The 19,587-nt window shown below is 47.0% G+C and carries 13 protein-coding genes; 2 read left to right on the forward strand and 11 right to left on the reverse strand.

Features of this window, described 5'->3' with window-relative positions:
• Positions 1–17 precede the first annotated feature (17 nt).
• The 4 genes from A3860_RS19430 to A3860_RS19440 all read right to left on the reverse strand — a co-directional run bounded on the left by A3860_RS19430 (position 18) and on the right by A3860_RS19440 (position 4,675).
• Complete coding sequence (locus A3860_RS19430) at positions 18–2,438, reverse strand: ABC transporter permease (protein ID WP_081148702.1); 2,421 nt, start codon at positions 2,436–2,438, stop codon at positions 18–20.
• A 1-nt stretch (position 2,439) separates the two neighbouring features.
• Positions 2,440–3,117 (reverse strand): ABC transporter ATP-binding protein, encoded by a 678-nt coding sequence (locus tag A3860_RS19435; protein ID WP_081148705.1) that lies wholly within the window; start codon positions 3,115–3,117, stop codon positions 2,440–2,442.
• 29 nt (positions 3,118–3,146) lie between these two features.
• Positions 3,147–3,338: a hypothetical protein gene (locus A3860_RS40595; RefSeq protein ID WP_143774185.1), complete on the reverse strand. Its 192-nt coding sequence runs from the start codon at positions 3,336–3,338 to the stop codon at positions 3,147–3,149.
• A gap of 80 nt (positions 3,339–3,418) precedes the next feature.
• Positions 3,419–4,675: an efflux RND transporter periplasmic adaptor subunit gene (locus A3860_RS19440; RefSeq protein ID WP_081148709.1), complete on the reverse strand. Its 1,257-nt coding sequence runs from the start codon at positions 4,673–4,675 to the stop codon at positions 3,419–3,421.
• Positions 4,676–4,933: 258 nt separating this feature from the next.
• On the opposite strand from A3860_RS19440, the gene A3860_RS19445 reads away from it, so the two are divergent.
• On the forward strand, positions 4,934–6,292 hold the full coding sequence (locus A3860_RS19445) for a sigma-54-dependent transcriptional regulator (RefSeq protein ID WP_081148758.1): 1,359 nt from the start codon (positions 4,934–4,936) through the stop codon (positions 6,290–6,292).
• A gap of 118 nt (positions 6,293–6,410) precedes the next feature.
• Positions 6,411–7,754: a sensor histidine kinase gene (locus A3860_RS19450; RefSeq protein WP_081148710.1), complete on the forward strand. Its 1,344-nt coding sequence runs from the start codon at positions 6,411–6,413 to the stop codon at positions 7,752–7,754.
• Positions 7,755–7,830: 76 nt separating this feature from the next.
• On the opposite strand, the gene A3860_RS19455 is transcribed toward A3860_RS19450, so the two are convergent.
• The 7 genes from A3860_RS19455 to ychF all read right to left on the reverse strand — a co-directional run bounded on the left by A3860_RS19455 (position 7,831) and on the right by ychF (position 19,441).
• The gene (locus A3860_RS19455) at positions 7,831–10,383 is read right to left on the reverse strand and encodes a zinc-dependent metalloprotease (protein ID WP_081148760.1); all 2,553 of its coding nucleotides are present in this window, start codon (positions 10,381–10,383) and stop codon (positions 7,831–7,833) included.
• A gap of 90 nt (positions 10,384–10,473) precedes the next feature.
• Positions 10,474–11,844: a RagB/SusD family nutrient uptake outer membrane protein gene (locus A3860_RS19460; RefSeq protein WP_081148712.1), complete on the reverse strand. Its 1,371-nt coding sequence runs from the start codon at positions 11,842–11,844 to the stop codon at positions 10,474–10,476.
• A 12-nt stretch (positions 11,845–11,856) separates the two neighbouring features.
• Complete coding sequence (locus A3860_RS19465) at positions 11,857–15,495, reverse strand: SusC/RagA family TonB-linked outer membrane protein (protein WP_081148715.1); 3,639 nt, start codon at positions 15,493–15,495, stop codon at positions 11,857–11,859.
• 153 nt (positions 15,496–15,648) lie between these two features.
• The gene (locus A3860_RS19470) at positions 15,649–16,887 is read right to left on the reverse strand and encodes a FecR family protein (protein ID WP_081148718.1); all 1,239 of its coding nucleotides are present in this window, start codon (positions 16,885–16,887) and stop codon (positions 15,649–15,651) included.
• Positions 16,888–16,989: 102 nt separating this feature from the next.
• Entirely contained in the window at positions 16,990–17,580 is a 591-nt protein-coding gene (locus A3860_RS19475) for an RNA polymerase sigma factor (protein WP_081148721.1), read from the reverse strand.
• On the reverse strand, positions 17,580–18,089 hold the full coding sequence (locus tag A3860_RS19480) for a hypothetical protein (protein WP_081148723.1): 510 nt from the start codon (positions 18,087–18,089) through the stop codon (positions 17,580–17,582). Before A3860_RS19480 ends, A3860_RS19475 begins: the two co-directional genes overlap by 1 nt.
• A gap of 254 nt (positions 18,090–18,343) precedes the next feature.
• A complete protein-coding gene (gene ychF, locus A3860_RS19485) occupies positions 18,344–19,441 on the reverse strand; it encodes a redox-regulated ATPase YchF (RefSeq protein ID WP_081148726.1) in 1,098 nt (365 codons plus the stop codon).
• Between the last annotated feature and the right edge of the window lie 146 nt (positions 19,442–19,587).

Here is a 19,587-nt window from a genome sequence, read left to right on the forward strand (position 1 = left end):
AAGGTTTACCCGAAAAATCACTCATTTTTTAAAGCTACGACCGGGTTGGCCAGCGCCGCCCTGATCGCTTGTACACTCACCGTAAGCAAGGCGATCAACATAGCGATGCCTGCGGCCACAATAAACATCCAGGCGGTCAAATGTACCCGGTAAGCAAAGTCGAGCAGCCATTGGTGCATGATCCAGTACGATAAGGGAAATGCGATGATACAGGCAATGAGCACCAGTTTTATAAATTGTTTCGATAACATACCGGTGACCTGGGTTACACTGGCGCCAAGCACTTTGCGGATGCCTATTTCCCGGGCCCGTTGTTGGGCCGTATAGGTGGCCAGGCCAAACAAACCCATACAGGCAACCAGTATGGTCAATAAGGTAAAGATGTTCAGTATGCGGCTGGTGGTTTGTTCTGCTTTATAAGTTTTATTATATAATTCGTCCATGAACGACCAGGCAAAAGGTTCTTCCGGATTAAAAGCGGCCCATTGTTGTTTCATAGTGTTGAGCAGGCCGCTGATGTCGTTGGTTTTTACTTTTACGATCAAACCGGTTTCAGGGTGCAATACCATCAACAGCGGTGTAATGGCTTCGTGCAACGATTTGAAATGGAAATCCTTTACCACGCCAATAACCGTATAAACTGCGTTGAGCCCGTGGTCTGAATTTTCCCTGATAATTCTTTTACCAATGGCATCATTGCCCCAGCCAAAAGCCCGGGCTGCGGTTTCATTAATGAGCATGGCCTGCGAATCGGTTGGCATCGATGGGGAGAAGTTTCTGCCCACCGCCATTTGCATACCCATGGTAGCGATATACCGCTCGTCGATCTTGTATTCCAGCGTTTTCATAAGCTGGTTTTGCTGTCCCTCAGGGTATGCCAGTGCGTTATTGTTAAAGCTGGGACCGGCAGGTTTGTAGCCTGAGATGGTCACATTTTCAATACGCGGGTCGTTCAATAGCTGGTCCCTGAACACCCGTTCATTTTTTCCCAGCGACCAGGTGTTATTGAGTACCAGTAACTGGTCTTTATTATAACCTAACCTGGTGTTTTGAATAAATTTCATTTGTTCGTATACCACAATGGTGCCGGTGATCAAACAAATGGCTATCAGGAACTGGAAGACGATCAACCCGCTTCTGAAATTATAGGTGTTGATGGATGTAGTGAACTTACCTTTCAGCGTGGTTATAGGATTGAAAGAAGATAAAAAGAATGCAGGGTACAATCCGGCGAGTACGCTTACCAGTATACCCAGGCCGGTGAGGCTGAGCACTGGTTTCAGCTGGAAATTAAAAGAAAGAGCTTTACCACTGAGCTCATTGAATACGGGCAGGGCCATTTGAACCAGTACAGCCGAAATGCATAGCGCCAGCCCGGTGATGAGCACCGACTCTAACAGGAATTGTTTTACCAGGTCCTGTTTGCGCGAACCCATTACTTTTCTTACGCCTACTTCTTTGGCGCGTTTGGCGGCGCCGGCGGTAGAAAGATTTATAAAATTGATGCAGGCGATCAGTAACATGAACAACGCAATGGCACTGAAAATATATACATACCGTAGATCGCCACCGGGCTCAAATTCAGAGCTGGAATCTCCATGCAGGTGAATACGGGTCAGGGGTTGCAATGCAAACCCCAGTTCATTGCCTTTGTTACGGAATTGAGCCAGGTTAAGGCCCATCGATTGTTGTATCTGCGGCCCCATGTATTTCTCCACCATGCCCGGCATTTTGGCTTCCAGTTTTTTATAATTGTATCCATTCTGCAATACCGCATAGGTAAAATAGTTAGAGGCCATCCAGGTATTGCTGGCTGCTTCGGGATCACTGGCCATGGAACCAAACAGATCGAAATGAAAATGCGAGTTGGCCGGTATTTTATCAAATACGCCGGTTACGGTAAATGGGGGTGAATTATTGCTTTTTGTAAAGGGGATCAGTTTACCCATGGGGTTCTCATTGCCAAAATATTTTTGCGCCATTTCTTTGGAAATGACCATGGAGTAGGGGTGCTGCAAGGCAGTTTTGGGATCGCCCTGTATAAAAGGAATGGTGAAGATGGTAAAGAAGTTGGCATCAACAAAGACCATGGAAGCGTCTGTGAACAATTTCCCATTGATGAGCACACGCGGATGCCCCAGGGTGCGCAGCCTGGTGGCATCTTTTACCTCGGGATAATCGCTCTGTAAAGCACGGGCCACCGGTGGCATCACATTGCTTTCATTTATTTTTCCGCCATTGATACTGGCCCTGAAAACGATCCGGTATATGTTGTTTGCATTGGTATTATAGCGGTCGTAGCTCAACTCGTCCTGCACAAACAACAGGATGATGAAACAAACCGCCATGCCAATAGACAGGCCCAGGATGTTGATGGCAGAAAAGCTTTTATTACGAAGCAAACTGCGCCAGGCGATCTTTAGATGATTCCTAAACATGTTATACCATTATGTTCTCCAGTACGGTTTGTCCGTCGAGCATACGAATGATGCGATGGCTGTAACGTGCATCGTGTTCGCTGTGCGTAACCATTATTATGGTGGTGCCCTGTTCGTTGAGATCGGTGAGCAGGGTCATCACTTCGTTACCATTGCTGCTGTCGAGGTTACCCGTAGGCTCATCGGCCAGTATGAGTTTGGGATTATTTACCACAGCCCTCGCCACCGCCACGCGTTGTTGCTGGCCACCGCTCAGTTGTTGGGGGTAGTGGTTGCGGCGGTGCATGATCTGCATTTTATCAAGCACTTCCTCCACACGCTTTTTACGGTCGCCCGCTTTTACCCCGGTATATATCAGCGGTAATTCTACATTTTCAAACACGGTGAGCTCATCGATCAGGTTAAAGCTCTGGAAAACGAAACCGATATTGTGCTTGCGCAGATCGGCCCGTTTGCGTTCGTTAAAATGCGCTACTTCAATATTGTTGAACAGGAAGCTGCCGTTATCCGGGTCATCGAGCAGTCCCAGGATATTCAATAAAGTAGATTTGCCACATCCCGAAGGGCCCATAATGGCTACAAATTCGCCTTCTTTAACATCTATGGAGATTTTGTTCAATGCTACTGTTTCAACCTCTTCTGTGCGATAGATTTTTTCGAGATCCCGGATCTTTATCATGTGCTGTATGGTTTGAATTATAGAGTTATTTAAAAATTATTGAAAAGATGAATGGGCAACAGCTGCACATCATCGATCATCATGGTGACCACTTTAGCCGGTGTTGTTACGGTAGTGGCCTGTTTGCCTGTACAACCTGTTCCGTTGCAGCACCTGTTGGGCGAAGCCGCCAGGCTGGCGCAGATCAGAATGACGAGTATACAGATAAATTTTGGCTTCATTTTATAATGTTTGTGTTACAGGTTTCAGGTTACAGGTTATAACCCCCTGCAACTTGCAACTTGTAACCTGTAACAAATTGCTATTCTTTCTTCAATACCAGTATCTCCATGTTGCCATAGTTCTCGTAGGAGGAAGTAACCACCTTGTCGCCCGGTTTCAATCCTTCCATCACTTCATAGTAATCGGGGTTCTGGCGGTTCAGCTGTATGTCCACCCGGTACGCTGTTTTTCCGTCTTCACTTACTTTAAAGATCCAGTTGCCGCCGGTTGTTTGATAAAAACCGCCTTTGGGCACCAGTATGGCTTCCGTTTCATCGCTGAGGGCCAGCAATATCTGCAGCGTTTGTCCGCGGCGGATACCCTGTGGCACTTCGCCAACAAATTCCATATCAACCTGAAAACGGTTGCTGACTACCTGGGTATACACTTTCTTTATCTTCAGCTTATATTCTTTGTTCGCGAATGTAAACTTTGCGGTTAACCCGGTGAACACGTTTGAGATATAATGTTCATCAATATCGGCCCTGATCTTGAAACCTGTGGCCGCGTCTATCTGGCCCAGCCGGGTGCCGGCGCTGATGTTCTGCCCAATTTCGGCATCAAACGAAGTGAGCTGTCCGCCAATGGGCGCTTTCACTACCAGGTCGCCAACTTTCTTTTTCATGAGGTCGAGCGCCTTTTTCATATTCAGGTACGATTGCTCCTGTTGCTGCAGTTGAATTTTGTTGGTGGCCGAATCCTGCCGCATAATATCCTCGGTCAGTTTCTTCCGGCGCACCTGGTACTGGTAGGCATTCTCGGCCTGCAGGTATTCCTGCGAACCGATCACTTTTTGCGCAATCAGTTTTTTATTCAGGTTGTATAAACGTTCTGCTTCTTTCAGGGCATTATCTACCTCAGCCATCTGGTTCAACCGGGATACGGTATTTTGCTGGGCATTGTTGCGGGCGATCTGCATTTGCGTCAATACGTTGAACACACTGGTTTCCTGGTTGGCCAGGCTTAATTCCAGGTCGGGGTTGCTGAGGCGTAGGATGGGCTGGCCTTCCTGCATTACGGTGCCGTCTTCAACGAACTTCTGTTCTACCCGGCCGCCTTCCTGCGCATCGAGATAAATAGAGGTTTGTGGTAATACGATGCCGTTAATGGGTATGGTAACCTGGAAAGGCCCTTTTTTAACTTCACTAATGGTGATACGTTCGGTATCTACGTTCAGGCGGCTTTTTCCGGCAGTGAAATAGTAACTGGCGCCAATCAGCAGGGCGATCGCTGTAATGCCGGCGATGGTAAGAATCCGTTTAAAGGTCCATGTCTTTTTTTCAATAACTCTATCCACTGTATAAATTTTTTAATGTAATCCTGCATACCCTTGCCAATAACAATATGCCAGAATATAAGAAGGGTGATTACCAGTTATTTAGACCGTAAATTACTATAATGCTGTTCGCAACCAGTACACCGGGTGTACGGTTTTGATACAATGCCCGAAAAGCCGCATTCTTTCGTAAAAAATTGTTTGCCACGGCTTTGTAATTATGGTATAATTGTAGTTGCGAATGTTGCATCAAACCCTGACATTATTTATACTAAAGTTATGTTACTGAAGAATGCTACCATACTCGTGATCGATGATGACGTGGATGTACTCACCGCTGTACGGCTGTTGCTGAAAACTGAAGCAAAAGAAGTAGTGACGGAAAAGAACCCCGAGAATCTGCGCTGGCTATTGTCGAAACAGCAGTTTGATGTAATACTGCTCGATATGAATTTCAATAGTTCCATCAATACCGGTAATGAGGGATTGTTCTGGTTGAAGAAAGTGAAAGAATTTAAATCGGAAGCGGCCGTGATCATGATCACCGCATACGGTGATATCGACCTCGCCGTTCGTTCGCTGAAAGAGGGGGCTGCTGATTTTGTAGTAAAACCCTGGCACAATGAAAAGCTGATCATTACCATTAAAGATGCGCTGAAGAAAAAGGAAGGCAAAATGGCATCTTTGACCACGCGCAGCATCGATTCTATCATAGGCACCGAATTGCTGGGTGAATCGGAGATCATGGCCGATATCTTTTATAAGATCGAAAAAATAGCCCCTACCGATGCCAATATTTTAATACTGGGTGAGAACGGTACCGGTAAAGACCTGATCGCAAAAGCCATACACCAGCAATCATTGCGGGCCCGGAAAGCCTATGTGAAAGTGGATGTAGGCGCGCTTACAGAAACGCTTTTTGAAAGCGAGCTGTTCGGCCATAAGAAAGGCGCGTTCACCGATGCGCGGGAAGACAGGGTAGGGCGGTTTGAAGCCGCCAATGGCGGAACCCTTTTCCTGGATGAGATCGGCAATATTTCCCTGCACCAGCAGGCCAAATTATTAAGTGTACTGCAAAACCGGCAGGTGATCAGGTTGGGGACCAATGACCCCGTACCGGTTGACATTCGCCTTATTTGCGCTACCAATGTACCGTTGACCGAACTGGCCAATGAAAACCGTTTCCGCAAAGACCTTATCTATCGCATCAATACGGTAGAGATCATGGTTCCGCCCTTACGTAAACGGGGCAATGATATTATACTGCTGGCAAAATATTTCAGCCAGCTGTACAGCAATAAATACCTGAAACCCGTGATGCAGTTTGATGATAAGGCAATCGAAAAGCTGCTGAATTATCATTTCCCCGGTAACATCAGGGAGCTGCAATATACCATCGAGCGTGCGGTGATCATGTCAGACGGGAACGATCTGCAGGCCACTGACCTTATATTTTCACCCATTGAATCAAACACCACACGTGAAAAGGAACCCGATGAGCTGAACCTGAGCGCTGTTGAAAAAAATACCATCTTGCATGTAATTGAAAAGCACAACGGCAATATTACCAGGGCTGCGAAGGAATTGGGACTTACGCGTACGGCGCTGTACCGGAGACTGAGCAAATACGATATCTGAGCGTGAACCAATAGGCAACAGACAATTAGCAAAAAGTGAATACCAGGCACCCAATAACAAGCACCCAAAAATTCTCAAAATAATTTTCTTCTCCCTTTAAGGGGCGGGGGTATTAATTATGTTCTATAAACGATTTGAATGGCGCATCATTTTCCAGGTGTTATTCCTGTTTATAACCCTGGCCGTTTCCGCATTTCTGCTGGTGAAAGGCTATTATATTTACCTGGTGGTGATGGTGCCGCTGATCATGTACGCAGTTTATGAGATGTACCGCTTTCAACGAAAGGCGCATTCCGAGCTCGACCAGTTTGTTGAATCGGTGCATTACCGCGATTTCTCCCGTTATTTCGATGTAAAACATGCCCCGGTTGAATTGCAGCCTTTGCGTAAAGGGTTCAACGAGATCAATTCTACGTTTAAGGTCATCAGTAAGGAAAAAGAAACACAGTTCCAGTACCTGCAAAAGATATTGGAGCTGGTAGATACCGGCATTTTATCGTTCCGCGAGCATAATGGAGAAGTGGTATGGATGAATGAATCGCTGAAGCGGATGCTGCAATTACCGTATCTGAAAACCATTCATTCACTGGCCCGCCGGGATAATGAACTGTACCGCCAGATCACGTTGTTAAAACCGGGCGAAACAAAGATCGCCACGGCGCATTCCGAAAAAACATCGTTCAAGTTGCTGATGTCTGCCACGGCTTTTCAAACAGATGGCAATAAATTCAAGCTCATCGCATTTCAGAATGTGAGCGAGGCGTTGGATGAAACAGAATCAAAAGCCTGGCAAAAGCTGTTGAGTGTAATGACGCATGAGATCATGAATTCCATTGCGCCTATATCGTCACTGGCCGAAACCCTGAAATACCGGTTGCAGCAGTTTGCGGTGCGGCCCGATGTGGAGTCAGGTTCCATGGACGACCTGGAATTAGGTATTGATACCATCAAAAGAAGAAGTGAAGGGCTGTTGAAGTTTGCCGAAACCTATCGCAACCTGAACAAGATCACCACACTTAACCTGCAGCATGTGTATGTGCGTGATCTGTTCGAGAACCTGCATCACCTGATGCAGCCTACATTGGATCAAAAGAACATTGAGCTGGAAATTGTTTTGAAAGATCCCGATCTGCAACTGGATGCCGATACCAACCTGTTGGAGCAGGTGCTCATTAACCTGGTGGTAAATGCCATGGAGGCCGTTAAAGAGCGGTCAGCACCACGAATTATATTATCGGCGTATTATGCCAATAATCATAGAACGGTTATCAAAGTGGCCGATAATGGCATTGGCATGCCCGATGAGGTGCTTGATAAAATATTCATTCCATTCTTCAGCACCAAGAAAAGCGGCAGTGGTATTGGGCTAAGCCTCTGCAAACAGATCATGATGCTGCACAAGGGTAACATTCAGGTACAGTCGATAGAAGGGCAGGGTACTGCGTTTATGATGCAGTTTTAGAGCCCGTGATAAAAATAAAAAAGCCATCCCGGTTTTATGGGGGACAGCTTTTGGTTTTCATAGGAATAATACTTTACTATGCTTTCTTTTCTGCATTGAATTTTATGGTGATCCTGTTTTCCAGGTCCTGCAGGTGCAGGCGGGTAGCTTTATCTACTCCGGCTGCGGTTTGCGCCTGTTTTATCAGTGTCAATAATTGTTTCAGGTTATCGCGCAGCAGAGCAGGAATGTCGCTCCTGTCGTAGTTATAGCCAAAAGGCGCCATCAATGTGGAGAGATCGCTTTCATTCAGCTGGTTGAACACCTGTATCAACAACCTGCTTACGTAGGTTTTTTGCAGGCCCCGGCGGTAAGCGTCTACACTTTTACCGGCATACAGTTCGGTAAAGATCCCTTTGTTCATGTCCTGCAACATTTCGGCTATCGTGTAGGCTTTATAGTTCTTATCATAATATCCCTGTTCCATCCATAACATACGGCACAGTCTGTTGCGTACAATGATGTTGGAGATCACGTTTGACTGCAGTTCACCAACTTCTGTAATGAAGTTCACAGAATACTTATCGGTTATCGCTGTATTGTTTAACCAGGCTGGTGTTACAAACAGGTTACGGATAATAAACTGCATGGCTTCTTTTTGTTTGGTATAAGGAGCGCCGCTGTAAACGGGACCTGTTTCAGCGCCTGTTTTTTCGGTTTTTTCAACACTGCCGATAATGTTTACCGCATGGCCCAGGTACATTGCATACTGGCTGTACAGGGTTTTGAATACATCAAAAGGCTTGTCGAAATCTTCATATGGCTTAACCGACCATTTCATGATATCTGGCATGATCCTTTTCAGGTTCCTGATGCCATACTCGCCGGCTTTTACGGCATCATCGCCGAGGTCTTCGTTCTGGCAGCGGTAGTCAGTAAAGTTTGTTTCGCTGCCAAACCAAAGGCGGTTATTTTTTGCCAGGCTGTCTGTTACAATAGTTACCAGCGCTTTTTGCTCATCAAATTCATTGGCAAATTCGGGCCGCCAGGTATATCCCCATTGAATAGCCCAGTTATCGTAATCATTGATGCGTGGGAACAGGCCTTTTTCACCAACATGGTCTTCGGGCTGCGCCACGTAATTGAAGCGGGCATAGTCCATAATGGAAGGTGTATGCCCATGCGCTTCTACCCAGGCTTTATCGCGCAGTTTCTCTACCGGTACAGTGGAGCTGGAGCCAAAGTTGTGCATCAGGCCAAGCGTGTGTCCAACCTCGTGGCTCGAAACAAAACGGATGAGGTTGCCCATCAGGGTATCGTTCAAAGGCAAATTCAGTGCGCGTGCATCAACAGCGCCGCATTGGGCCATATACCATTGGTTCAGCAGCGCCATTACGTTATGGTACCAGAAGATATGGCTTTCGATGATCTCGCCGCTGCGCGGGTCGCTCACACTGGGGCCCATGGCATTGGCTATTACCGAAGGGCGGTAAATGATGGCGCTATGGGTGGCATCGTCGATGCTCCAGGTGCTGTCTTCTTCGCGGGTAGGTGCTTCGCGGGCGTAAATGGCGTTTTTAAAACCCGCTTTTTCAAATGCTTTCTGCCAGTCGTTCACCCCCTGTATCAGGTAAGGCACCCATTTTTTCGGTGTAACCGGGTCAATGTAAAACACAATGGGTTTTGCCGGTTCTACCAGTTCGCCGCGTTTGTATTGCTCAACATCTTCGGGTTTGGGTTCAAGACGCCAGCGTTTCACATAAATTTTATCTGCCACCCCCTGTGGATCGGTTTCAAAATCGCGGTGCCCTACGGCGAAATAGCCAACCCGTTTATCGGCCAGCCGGGGTTGCATCGCTTTTTCGGGCAGTAATACCAGTGAGGCATTCAGCTCTACTGTATAATTGCCGGCCGTTGGGTTCATGCCGGCAGTATACGTTTTTATGGCGCGTACTTCGAGGTTGGTGGAAAAGGCATGTACATAGTCAATATAACTGCGGTCGTTTTGCTGGGCGCCCATACCGGCCCGCTCTTTGAATATTTTTTTCTGGAAGTACAGTACTTCATTGTCGCTGTTCAAAAACTCTGTTACGTCTACTACGGCTGCCGATGAATCGGGTTTGTAAGCGGCAACCGGCCATGCTGCGGCAATCGCCAGCACATTGTTCTTTTGCACGCCCGCGTACATGGGTTGCGTACTGTCTTTTTCATATTCCATATAGAACAGGCGGCGCAGGAACAGTTTTCTGCCGGGGCCTTTTTCAAAACGGAATACTGTTTCGCCAATTTGGTCACCGGCATAACCATTGTTGCCATTACGCATTTCAGCGCTTGCTTTCGATACGCGGCTTACGATCAAAATATCGCGGCCCAACATGTTGTTGGGTACTTCAAAATAATATTTGTCATCTTTCTGATGAACGGTTATAAAGCCTTTGCAGGTTTTTGTGCCGGGCGTGATCACGTCCTTATAAGGTTTTATAGCACTGGCCGGCGGTGGTACCACTGGCGGTTTGCTGGTAGTGTCGGCCGGTTTGCTTTTTGTTGTATCTGTAGCGGCACGGTTGCGATGATGCTGTCCCTGAACATGCACGGCCATTAACAAACAACACATGGCCATGATGCTCATTTTACGATTGCTGATAAACATAATGGTATTGGTTAAAATAATCAGGTTAATATTTCCCCGGCCTCCCCCCAAACGGGGGAAGGTGGGGGAATGGCTATACTTTCCTTTTCCTTAGCGGGGGTTCTGTTCTATTTCGGGATTTAATTTGATGTACTTATCGGCAATGGCAAATACATAACGCGGGCTGCCTGGTTCCAGGGTATAGATAGTGCCTTTGAATGGGCGGCTTACCGTTTTTACAAAATTGTAACCGGGATCTTTTTGCAGGCGGCGTTGATCGAACCAGCGCATGCCGGTGCCCATCAGCTCTCTTCTTCGTTCGTTGATCACGTGTACCAATGCTTCCTGTGGCGTGGCTGCTGCCAGATCATAATAACCGGCAGGCGTATATCTTTTTTTGCGCAGCGTATTCAATATGGTAATGGCGTTTGCTGTATTACCGGCGCGGGCTTCGCTTTCAGCTTTTATCAGCATCATTTCGGGAACACCGGGCCCTGTATAAATACCCTGGTTCACCAGCCGGTGTTTAAAATAACCGCGGTTCACAAAATTAGCGGCGCCTACCTGCGTGCCGAACCTGGTGAATAAACTAAAGCGCAGGTCAACGGTTGAATCGAACAGGTTGAGTGTTTCATCGCGCAATGGCAGGCTGGCCACAAACGACTGGATAGCCTTGGAATAAATGATCTCAGGATCATTGTTTTTAGTAGGGTAGGTGGCCGAAACATACGCGTTCAGATCAATCAGGCTGTTCTTTAATTTCAATGCACTATCCGCAAACCGGCCTGCATCGGCAAATTCCCGTTTGTTCAGGTATACCCTGGCCATCATGGAAAATACCGCCGCTTTTGAAGGCGTGGTATTCACCTCAGGTAAATTGGGCAATTCGGGTAATGCCTCCTGCAGGTCATTCATTATTTGATCATACACTTTTGCTACCGAAGCCCTGCTCAGGCTGGCAAAAAGGTCGGTGCTTAGCAATACCGGCACGCCGGGATCGGTTGCGGCCGTGGCGGCATCGTATTGTTTTGCATAAATGTTTACGAGCGTGTAATACAAAAAAGCCCGGTGAACCAGCGCTTCTGCATAAGCTTTTCTTTTACCGGCGTCGGTACCATCTATGCTTCCCATTACTTCGGTGGCTACCGTGTTCACTATATACATGCTTTTGTACAGGTCGGCCCAGTCCTGGTCTTCCTGTTGTTCATTAAAGAACTTTGGCAGCCAGCAATAACTGTTGGCAGCGATTATGTTCAGGTTATTTTGCCAAACAGCTCCGTCTGCCGTCCATACTTCGTCGCTGGCAAATAATGGGTAGAAATAGCTTTTCTCCAGTTGTGCAAAACTATTGTTCAGCAAAGCCTGGTAGTCGCGGGTATATTTCAGCTCCCGAACATTTTCGGCTGGTATTTCAACGTATTTGCGGCAGGCTGTTGTGCTTATAACAGTCATTGCCGAAAGTATATATAGTAGTTGTTTCATTATTGCCGGTTATTAAAATGAAAAATTAAGATTGAACGTATAATTAGCGCTTGGCGGCAGATTGGTATATTGATTGGTCAGCACATAATCAGGATCTATACCATCATGGTTTGCCCGCCAGATAATTCCGAGGTTACTCACTGTAGCATTGGCCGTGATCGATTTGAATAGGTTGGTTTTGCCCAGAAGCGATTGCGGGAAGGTATAACCCAGGGTTATCTGCTGCAATCGTACGTGGCTGGCATTACGGATGTTCAGGTCTGAATTGGAATACCAGTCGATACTGGTGGAGTTGATCTTGCGTATACCCGGCACATTGGTAATGGCTTCGTCGCCTGCCTGGCGCCACCTGTTTGCCAGCGCTTTACTGGTGTTGAGCATACCTGTGAAATAGCCGCTAACAGGATAGTGGCCAGCGGTAATATCCTGCTTTCTGAATACATGTCCCATGTAATAGGTTACCCGTACCAGCAGGTTGAAGTTCCTGTATTGCAGGTTATTGATGAAAGCGCCAAAATAAGGAGCGGTGGTGCGTCCCTGATAGGCCAGGAATTTAGTGTTGGTTGTTGTCGTTGTTGAATTGAGCACCTTGCCGGTTGAATCAAATATCTGCGACTGGCCAACGCTGTCTAACCCCGCCCATTGGTAAGCCCAGATGCCGTCGATGGGGTATCCACTATAGGCGCCCTTCAATTCCAGCGAGATGTTCCTTGGAAAACGGTTATCAGTTATCTTATTGGTATTATAAGAAAAATTAAAGGTTGAGGTCCAGCGCCAATCCTTTGTTTTAACCGGTATGCCGGTGATGCCGAATTCAAGGCCATGGCCTTTTAACGTAGCTGCGTTAAAGGTTAAATAGTTCCAGCCATAGGTGCTGTTATAGGGCAGGCTGTACAGCAGGTCCTTTGTATTTTTGGTGTATACGTCAAAAGTAAAGCTGATGCGGTCGTTCAGCAGGGCAGCATCTATACCCAGGTTTATTGATTTGGTGGTTTCCCAGCCAAGCATATGATTTCCGGGAACACTGATAGTTCCATAAGGCAGTTGCGTATACAGATCGGTAGAGCCTACATTGATGGTCGTATACGTTTGACTGGTTTGCCCGGGCGTGTTGCCGCCTACGCCATAGGTAAGCCGCAATCCCAACCGGTTGATCATGTTCACCTGTTGCATGAACGGTTCGGCGGTTACATCCCAGCGGGCGCCCACTGACCATAACGGCTGTGCGCGGCGTTTTCTGTCGACCCCTATCAGGTTGGCATCATCGAAGCGTAAGCTGCCCGATAAAAAATATTTGTTCTTCCAGGAGTAATCGCCTGTTGTATAGTACGACAGGTACCTGTTCCTGTTCCTGTAAATTAAATTATCTTTGGAGCCCAAACTAGCGGTGCCTCCACCCAATACATTGTAAGGTACGGTTGGGTTTACCACTACCGAACTCGATACATCTTCATCATAACCATATTGGGTCATTGAATTACCGGTTACTTTGCTTTGACGGATCTCGGTACCGGCAATCATGCTCAGGTGATGAACTTTAAAATATTTGTCGACATTCAGCTGGCCACGCAGCGCATAGTCTTCGCCAATGATATTAACCGTTTTGTAAATGCCGCCTAACGGAATACCATAAACAAGTTTGTTGGTGCTGGTGTTTATGGTGGTGGCCGAGTTCAACAGATCGCGCATGGCATAACTGTTCTTGTTCTGCAGGTAATCCAGTACTTCATTGCTGCGTTGTAACTGGCCCGAAACCTCTGCCGTTAACCAATCAGTTATTTTTCCTCTTAAAGACAGTCTTGCCCGGATAGCGTTCCTGGTTGAAATATTATTGTTGTATTTCAGCTCGTCAACGGGGTTATAGGTCCAGGGCAGGTAACCCATGCGTTGAAAACTGTCTGATACTTTTTTGGTATAGCTTACCCCCCGGTATATAAGATCACCGTTCTCATCTTTCAGCATATCATAAGGGCGCAGGCCGGTGCCGCCGTAACTCAATGCATTTACGGCAGCGGTGTTCACCTGGCTTTTTGAATAGGTGTAGTTGAGGTTAGTGCCAAGGGTAAGCCTTTTTTGCAAAAAATCGTGGGTAGTGTTGGAGGTAATGAAATAGCTTTCGCCATAATTGCTTTTGAACACCGGTGCATTGCGGGTATAGTTGCCAGATATATAATACGTGCTGTTTTCGCCACCGCCCGACATCGACAGGTTGTACTGTTGGGTAACAGCCCGTTGCAGCAGCAGGTCTTTCAACTGACCGCGGTTGCTGCGATTGCCAAGCACAGCAAGGGCCGAATCGCGCTGGGTTGCAGATATCTCACCTCTTTTGGCGCGAAACATCCAGTTCATGGCTTCGCTGATCTCCTGGTAACGCCAGCCGGTAGTGGGGTCGGGTGTAAAGTTACCGTTAAACAGTTCTTTTTCCAGGTCAATATATTCACTATTCGACATGGCGTCGATATTGTTGAAGTTAGCCGGATTGGAAATGCTGTACGTTGCGCCCACATTCACAGCGGTGGCGCCTTTTTTTCCTTTTTTGGTTTCAATAACGATAACGCCATTGGCTGCTCTTGAACCCCAGATGGCTGCTGCGGCAGCATCTTTTAAAAAGGTTATGCTTTCAATATCGTTCGGGTTATAATTACTGAGGTAGGTGTTGCCTGTTGCCAGCGGCTGCGAGCCGTTATTAGGATTGCGATCGGGCTCGTTCAATGGTATTTTGGTAAGGTTTTGGTCCATGGCAGGAAACCCATCAATTACGATCAACGGCATTACGCTTGCCAATGTAGGATTCATCCCATTTACGCCTCTTATCTGAATACGGTTATTGCGGTTATCGAATAGCACGCCGGGACGTATACCTTCGAGGCGTTCCATGAGGTTGGATGAAGGGTTGGAGGCCAATTCTTTTGCGCCAACTACCGAAGCGGCGCCGGTAGTGGTAGCTTTGCTCTTTGTTTGATAACCAGTGCTCAATACTTCCACTTCTTTTTGCTCGTCGGTGTAAGGCGCCATAGTGAGCTGCAGGTTTACCGCACCGTTGGTTATTTTTACCCGTTGGTTTAAACGGGTGTAAGTAATGTGAGTGATAACAAGGGTATAGTTGCCGGGCGGTACATCATTAAAGGAAAATATGCCATTGTTGTCGGTGGCAGTGTACCGCATAACCGGGGCAAGGGCCACAGCTGCGCCGGCAACAGGTTTGCCGGCATTATCTAACAGCGTGCCCGATAATGGTTGCGGAGTGCCGCTTGCTTCCTGCTTATGCGGTGTGGTATCGGCCGTTACGGTAACCGGTTCTTTCTCGAGGATCACCACTGTCTTTTTTACAATTGACCAGTTCAGCGGCTGGTCTTTCAATGCCAGGTTCAACACTTCTTCAAAAGGCCGGTTGTTAACTTCCAGTGTTACCGGTTTGGTGTTGCGCAGGGCGGCGTCTTTGTAAAAGAACTGATAGCCGCTTTGCTTTTTTAACTGGGTGAGCACATACTCCAAAGGACTGTTTGAAACCTTTAATGTAATGGATTGTGCATAGGTGTGGGCCTGTACCTGTAAACAGACCGCCAGGATCAATACAACGGTGATCTTCATCATCAACAGCGATTTTGGTGATGGGTACGGCAATATTTTGCCGTTCGCCTGTAACTGCATAGTTTTGGTTGGTTTGGGTCATTCCGGATGAATCCGTTCAGACGGTTAATAATAAAATAAGTCTGCCCGACTTTTTATAAAAAATGACCCGGCTACTCACCGCTCCGAACGCCAATTCGGGGCGGATTTTTTTCAGGTCATTTATCTCCTTACTTATTTTCCATTCATTACTATCAGTTTTTTGCCTTCCAGTCTGAAACGCACGCCCGTCATTTGCAGAATGGTAAGCAGTTCGGTCAATGTGGCTGTACGGTCAATGCCACCGGTGAAGGTATCGGCCGGCCGTTTGCCTTCATATACCACTTCAATATTGTACCACCTGGCTGCATCCCGCAGCACTTCGGTAATATCACTGTGTTTATAATTGAACAACCCTTCTTTCCAGGCCATTACCTGTTCAAGATCTGGTGAATGGTGAATGGTCAATGGTGAATGGGTCCCCGCTAATACAGCCTGCTCTCCAGGCTTCAGCATTACTTCATTACCGGTTTTTAATTGGCCATTGACCATTGACCATTGACCAACTTTCACTGCACCTTCCAACAACGTTGTTCTTATTACCGTTTCGTCTTCATACCCTTTAATGTTGAAGTGGGTTCCCAGTACTGTTACCTCACCCCGGTTTCCATTGGCGCCGCTTACTTGTACCACGAAGGGAAGTTTTTTCACTGGCGTTGGTTTCACTTCAAAATAACCTTCGCCGGTAAGGGCCACTTTTCTTTCGTTGGTTGTAAACTGCACCGGATAAGTGAGGGATGAACCGGCATTCAACCAAACCCTTGAGCCATCGGGCAGGGTAAGCGAGATCACTTTACTGCCCCTGGGATTATTCAGGATATTATTCCTGGTGTCGCCATTGGATGCAGCCTGCGTGCTTTCATATACCAGTTGTCCATCGGCACGCAACACCACCTGGGTACCGCCTTCGCTGGCCAGTGTGCCGTTTGAAGCCTGATCGAGCAGGATCTGTTGACCGTTGCCCAGGGTAAGGGTGGCCCTGTTTTTATCCGGCGCCTTTACGTCGTTCTTCATGGCTACTGCTTCAGGGGTAATGGGCCCGCTGGGTTTGGTTTGTACAAACCGGTAAATGCTCCAACCTGCCACTAATAACACCACGGCCGCGGCTGCCACATACCGCCAACGTCGTTTATTTGTTTGTATTGGAATTACCTTGCTCTCCTGTAATATGGATTGCAGGATGGCTGCCGATCGGGCTTCTGGCACGGTATGGCTGGGATTGTTATAGCGCATCCAGGCGGCCTCAAGCACGTTCTGCAAATGCGGGTCATCTTCCAGCGTTTCTGCCAACCGGAACAATTCCTGTTTTTCTTCATCTGAACAATCGTTAGCTAATAGCTTGTCAAGCAGTTCCTGTAGTCTTTGTTGAGACATGGTTTACAATGTTTGGGAAAGGTTACGTTTAGGTTATGAAATTGATTGGTATACAGGTGTGACAAACCGCGGGAAAGAAAAGTCTAGTGGGTGGAAAAAAAATTAAAACAGCCCGGTAAGCCAGGGAGCGGCATAAATAAGAAGGGCGGGGTAGTAGCGGGCAATATATTCTCTGATGGCTTTCAGGGCCTGCACCATATGGTTGCGAACAGTGGAAGGGCTAATATTCAATGTTTGGGCAATTTGCTCGTAGGTGAGCCCTTGTTCCTGACCAAGCTGGTATACCTTGCGTTGCTGGGGTGGCAACTGGTCAATGGCTTGTTGCAAAGCTGTTTGTACTTCTTTGGCTGCCAGCCATTCATCGCCTTGCACGCCTTCGGGCGCCAGCCGCCGCACTTCATTAAGCAGCAGCGCTTCCCGGCTTTGCCGGCGTAATACATTGATGGCCTGGTTTTGTGCCATCCGGTACAGGTAGGCGTTAAAATTTTCGATGCCTGTCAACTGGTTACGGTCGCGCCAGATCTTTAGAAAGGTTTCCTGCAAAACGTCTTCAGCTACCGTAGCATTGCCGCTGAGATTATAAATGAAGGAGTACAATTTGTTCTTGTACAGGTTGAACAACTGCTCAAAGGCGGTTTCATCGCCTGCGATCACCTTTAATAACAGTTCATTGCCATTGATTGAATGTTGCATTACACCCCCAACGTTACCCGTTTAGCCAGCCAGCTTTCTTTTATGGGGATCAACCAGTTGTTTTCCAGCTCTTCTTTCGTTTGCACGAGGTTGTTAAAGTACAAAGTATCTGCCGACAGGAAGTTATTGTCAATGGCGTATTGTAATTGCGGCAGGGGCAGCATTTGCACTTTATCTTTTACCATAAAGGCCAGCATTTGCCGGTCGAACATATTTACTTTGAAGAGTTCTTCAATTTGTTTTATCAGCCGCACCGAGCTGTCGGTACTGCAACCGCTTACGCCGGTGGCGCGTTCATCGGCCATCAATACAATAAACTGACCAAAGAACAGGTTACCATACCCTTTTACCGGGGCGCCATGCGAATTCCAGTTGGCAATGAAGTTATTGAGCAGATCTTCTACATGCAATGCCTCGCTCAGCATCAATAACCGGCTGCTCTGGTATACCCAAACTCTGGAATCAGGTGCAAAACCGGCTGGTATTTGTTCTCTGTAATTGGCTGTCATGGTGCAAATTTAATACAAAACGATCAGATCGCCGTCCTGTCTAAAGCATTACGGCTCATTGTAAATACAACGTATTCTATGTGCAAAAAGTTTATTCCTTTAAGAGAGATTCTAAAAAAAGGAAAGAAGTAGGGTGGGGCTTAAAGTTTGAACCAAAAAAGTGGATACAAGCCCCAATAATAAAGTACAACAAAAAAGGCCTACCACTTTTAAATAATGATAGACCTTATAGCTAATAATATATTCGTTTAATTCTACACGTTAAACCTGAAGTGCATCACATCGCCATCTTTCACAATATACTCCTTGCCCTCAATACGCAGCTTACCGGCGTCGCGGCAGGCGGCTTCTGAACCAAGGGTAATAAAGTCGTTGTAAGCTATTACCTCGGCCTTGATAAATCCTTTTTCAAAATCGGTATGAATAACGCTGGCGGCCTGGGGCGCCTTCCAGCCTTCGTGGATCGTCCAGGCACGTACTTCCTGCACACCGGCAGTGAAATAGGTTTGCAGGTTCAGTAATTTATAAGCTGAGTGTATCAAACGGTCAAGCGCAGGCTCGGTCATTTTGTATTCTTCCATGAACATCTGCTTATCGGCCGGGTCTTCCATTTCACTGATCTGGGCTTCAATGCTGTTGTTCATGATGATCACCTGTGCATTTTCACCTTTAACAGCTTCCTGTAGCGCGGCAGAGAACCTGTTACCGGTATGCATGCTGGCTTCATCAACATTGGCTACATACAACACCGGTTTTTCGGTAAGCAGGAACAGGTCGGCAATGGCGGGGCGTTCCTCTTTGGTAAGGTCAAGCTCACGGATGCTTTTGCCTTTTTCCAGGTGCTCTTTACAGCGTACCAGTACGTCGTATTCCACTTTAAATTTGGGATCAATGCGGGCCTGTTTTTCAATGCGGCTCAGCTTTTTATCCACACTTTCCAGGTCTTTCAGCTGCAGCTCTATATCAATGATCTCTTTATCGCCAACGGGGTTAATAGCGCCTTCATCGCGCAGAATGTTTTCATCTTCAAAACAGCGGATCACGTGAATGATAGCGTCCACTTCACGAATGTTGCCCAGGAATTTATTACCTAATCCTTCTCCTTTGCTGGCGCCGCGAACGAGGCCGGCAATATCCACAATCTCTATCTGGGTTGGAACAATACGGTCGGGATGTACCAGTTCTGCCAGTTTTTGCAGGCGGGCATCGGGTACGTCAACCAGTCCAACGTTGGGATCAATAGTACAGAACCGGTAATTGCTGGCCTGTGCTTTCGCACTGTTGCTCACTGCGTTAAATAAGGTTGATTTTCCTACGTTCGGTAAACCTACAATTCCTGCTTGTAAAGCCATTTTTTTAGTTTTAAGTACTGAGTTCTAAGCTCTTATAATTCAGTGTCAATTAGTTTTCAGTCTTGTATTTGATGAACTTCGAACTAAAAAACCAAGAACTTAGAACTGGTTTTTGGGCCGCAAAGATAGGGTATTACCGGGTGATA

This window comes from Niastella vici (assembly GCF_002077945.1).
Lineage (GTDB): Bacteria > Bacteroidota > Bacteroidia > Chitinophagales > Chitinophagaceae > Niastella > Niastella vici.

Bases quoted from the DNA above. Each gene is read 5' to 3' on its own strand.
- A3860_RS19430 (WP_081148702.1), bottom strand. From the start codon at position 2,438: ATGTTTAGGAATCATCTAAAGATCGCCTGGCGCAGTTTGCTTCGTAAT.
- A3860_RS19435 (WP_081148705.1), bottom strand. From the start codon at position 3,117: ATGATAAAGATCCGGGATCTCGAAAAAATCTATCGCACAGAAGAGGTT.
- A3860_RS40595 (WP_143774185.1), bottom strand. From the start codon at position 3,338: ATGAAGCCAAAATTTATCTGTATACTCGTCATTCTGATCTGCGCCAGC.
- A3860_RS19445 (WP_081148758.1), top strand. From the start codon at position 4,934: ATGTTACTGAAGAATGCTACCATACTCGTGATCGATGATGACGTGGAT.
- A3860_RS19450 (WP_081148710.1), top strand. From the start codon at position 6,411: ATGTTCTATAAACGATTTGAATGGCGCATCATTTTCCAGGTGTTATTC.
- A3860_RS19455 (WP_081148760.1), bottom strand. From the start codon at position 10,383: ATGTTTATCAGCAATCGTAAAATGAGCATCATGGCCATGTGTTGTTTG.
- A3860_RS19460 (WP_081148712.1), bottom strand. From the start codon at position 11,844: ATGAAACAACTACTATATATACTTTCGGCAATGACTGTTATAAGCACA.
- A3860_RS19465 (WP_081148715.1), bottom strand. From the start codon at position 15,495: ATGCAGTTACAGGCGAACGGCAAAATATTGCCGTACCCATCACCAAAA.
- A3860_RS19470 (WP_081148718.1), bottom strand. From the start codon at position 16,887: ATGTCTCAACAAAGACTACAGGAACTGCTTGACAAGCTATTAGCTAAC.
- A3860_RS19475 (WP_081148721.1), bottom strand. From the start codon at position 17,580: ATGCAACATTCAATCAATGGCAATGAACTGTTATTAAAGGTGATCGCA.
- A3860_RS19480 (WP_081148723.1), bottom strand. From the start codon at position 18,089: ATGACAGCCAATTACAGAGAACAAATACCAGCCGGTTTTGCACCTGAT.
- ychF (WP_081148726.1), bottom strand. From the start codon at position 19,441: ATGGCTTTACAAGCAGGAATTGTAGGTTTACCGAACGTAGGAAAATCA.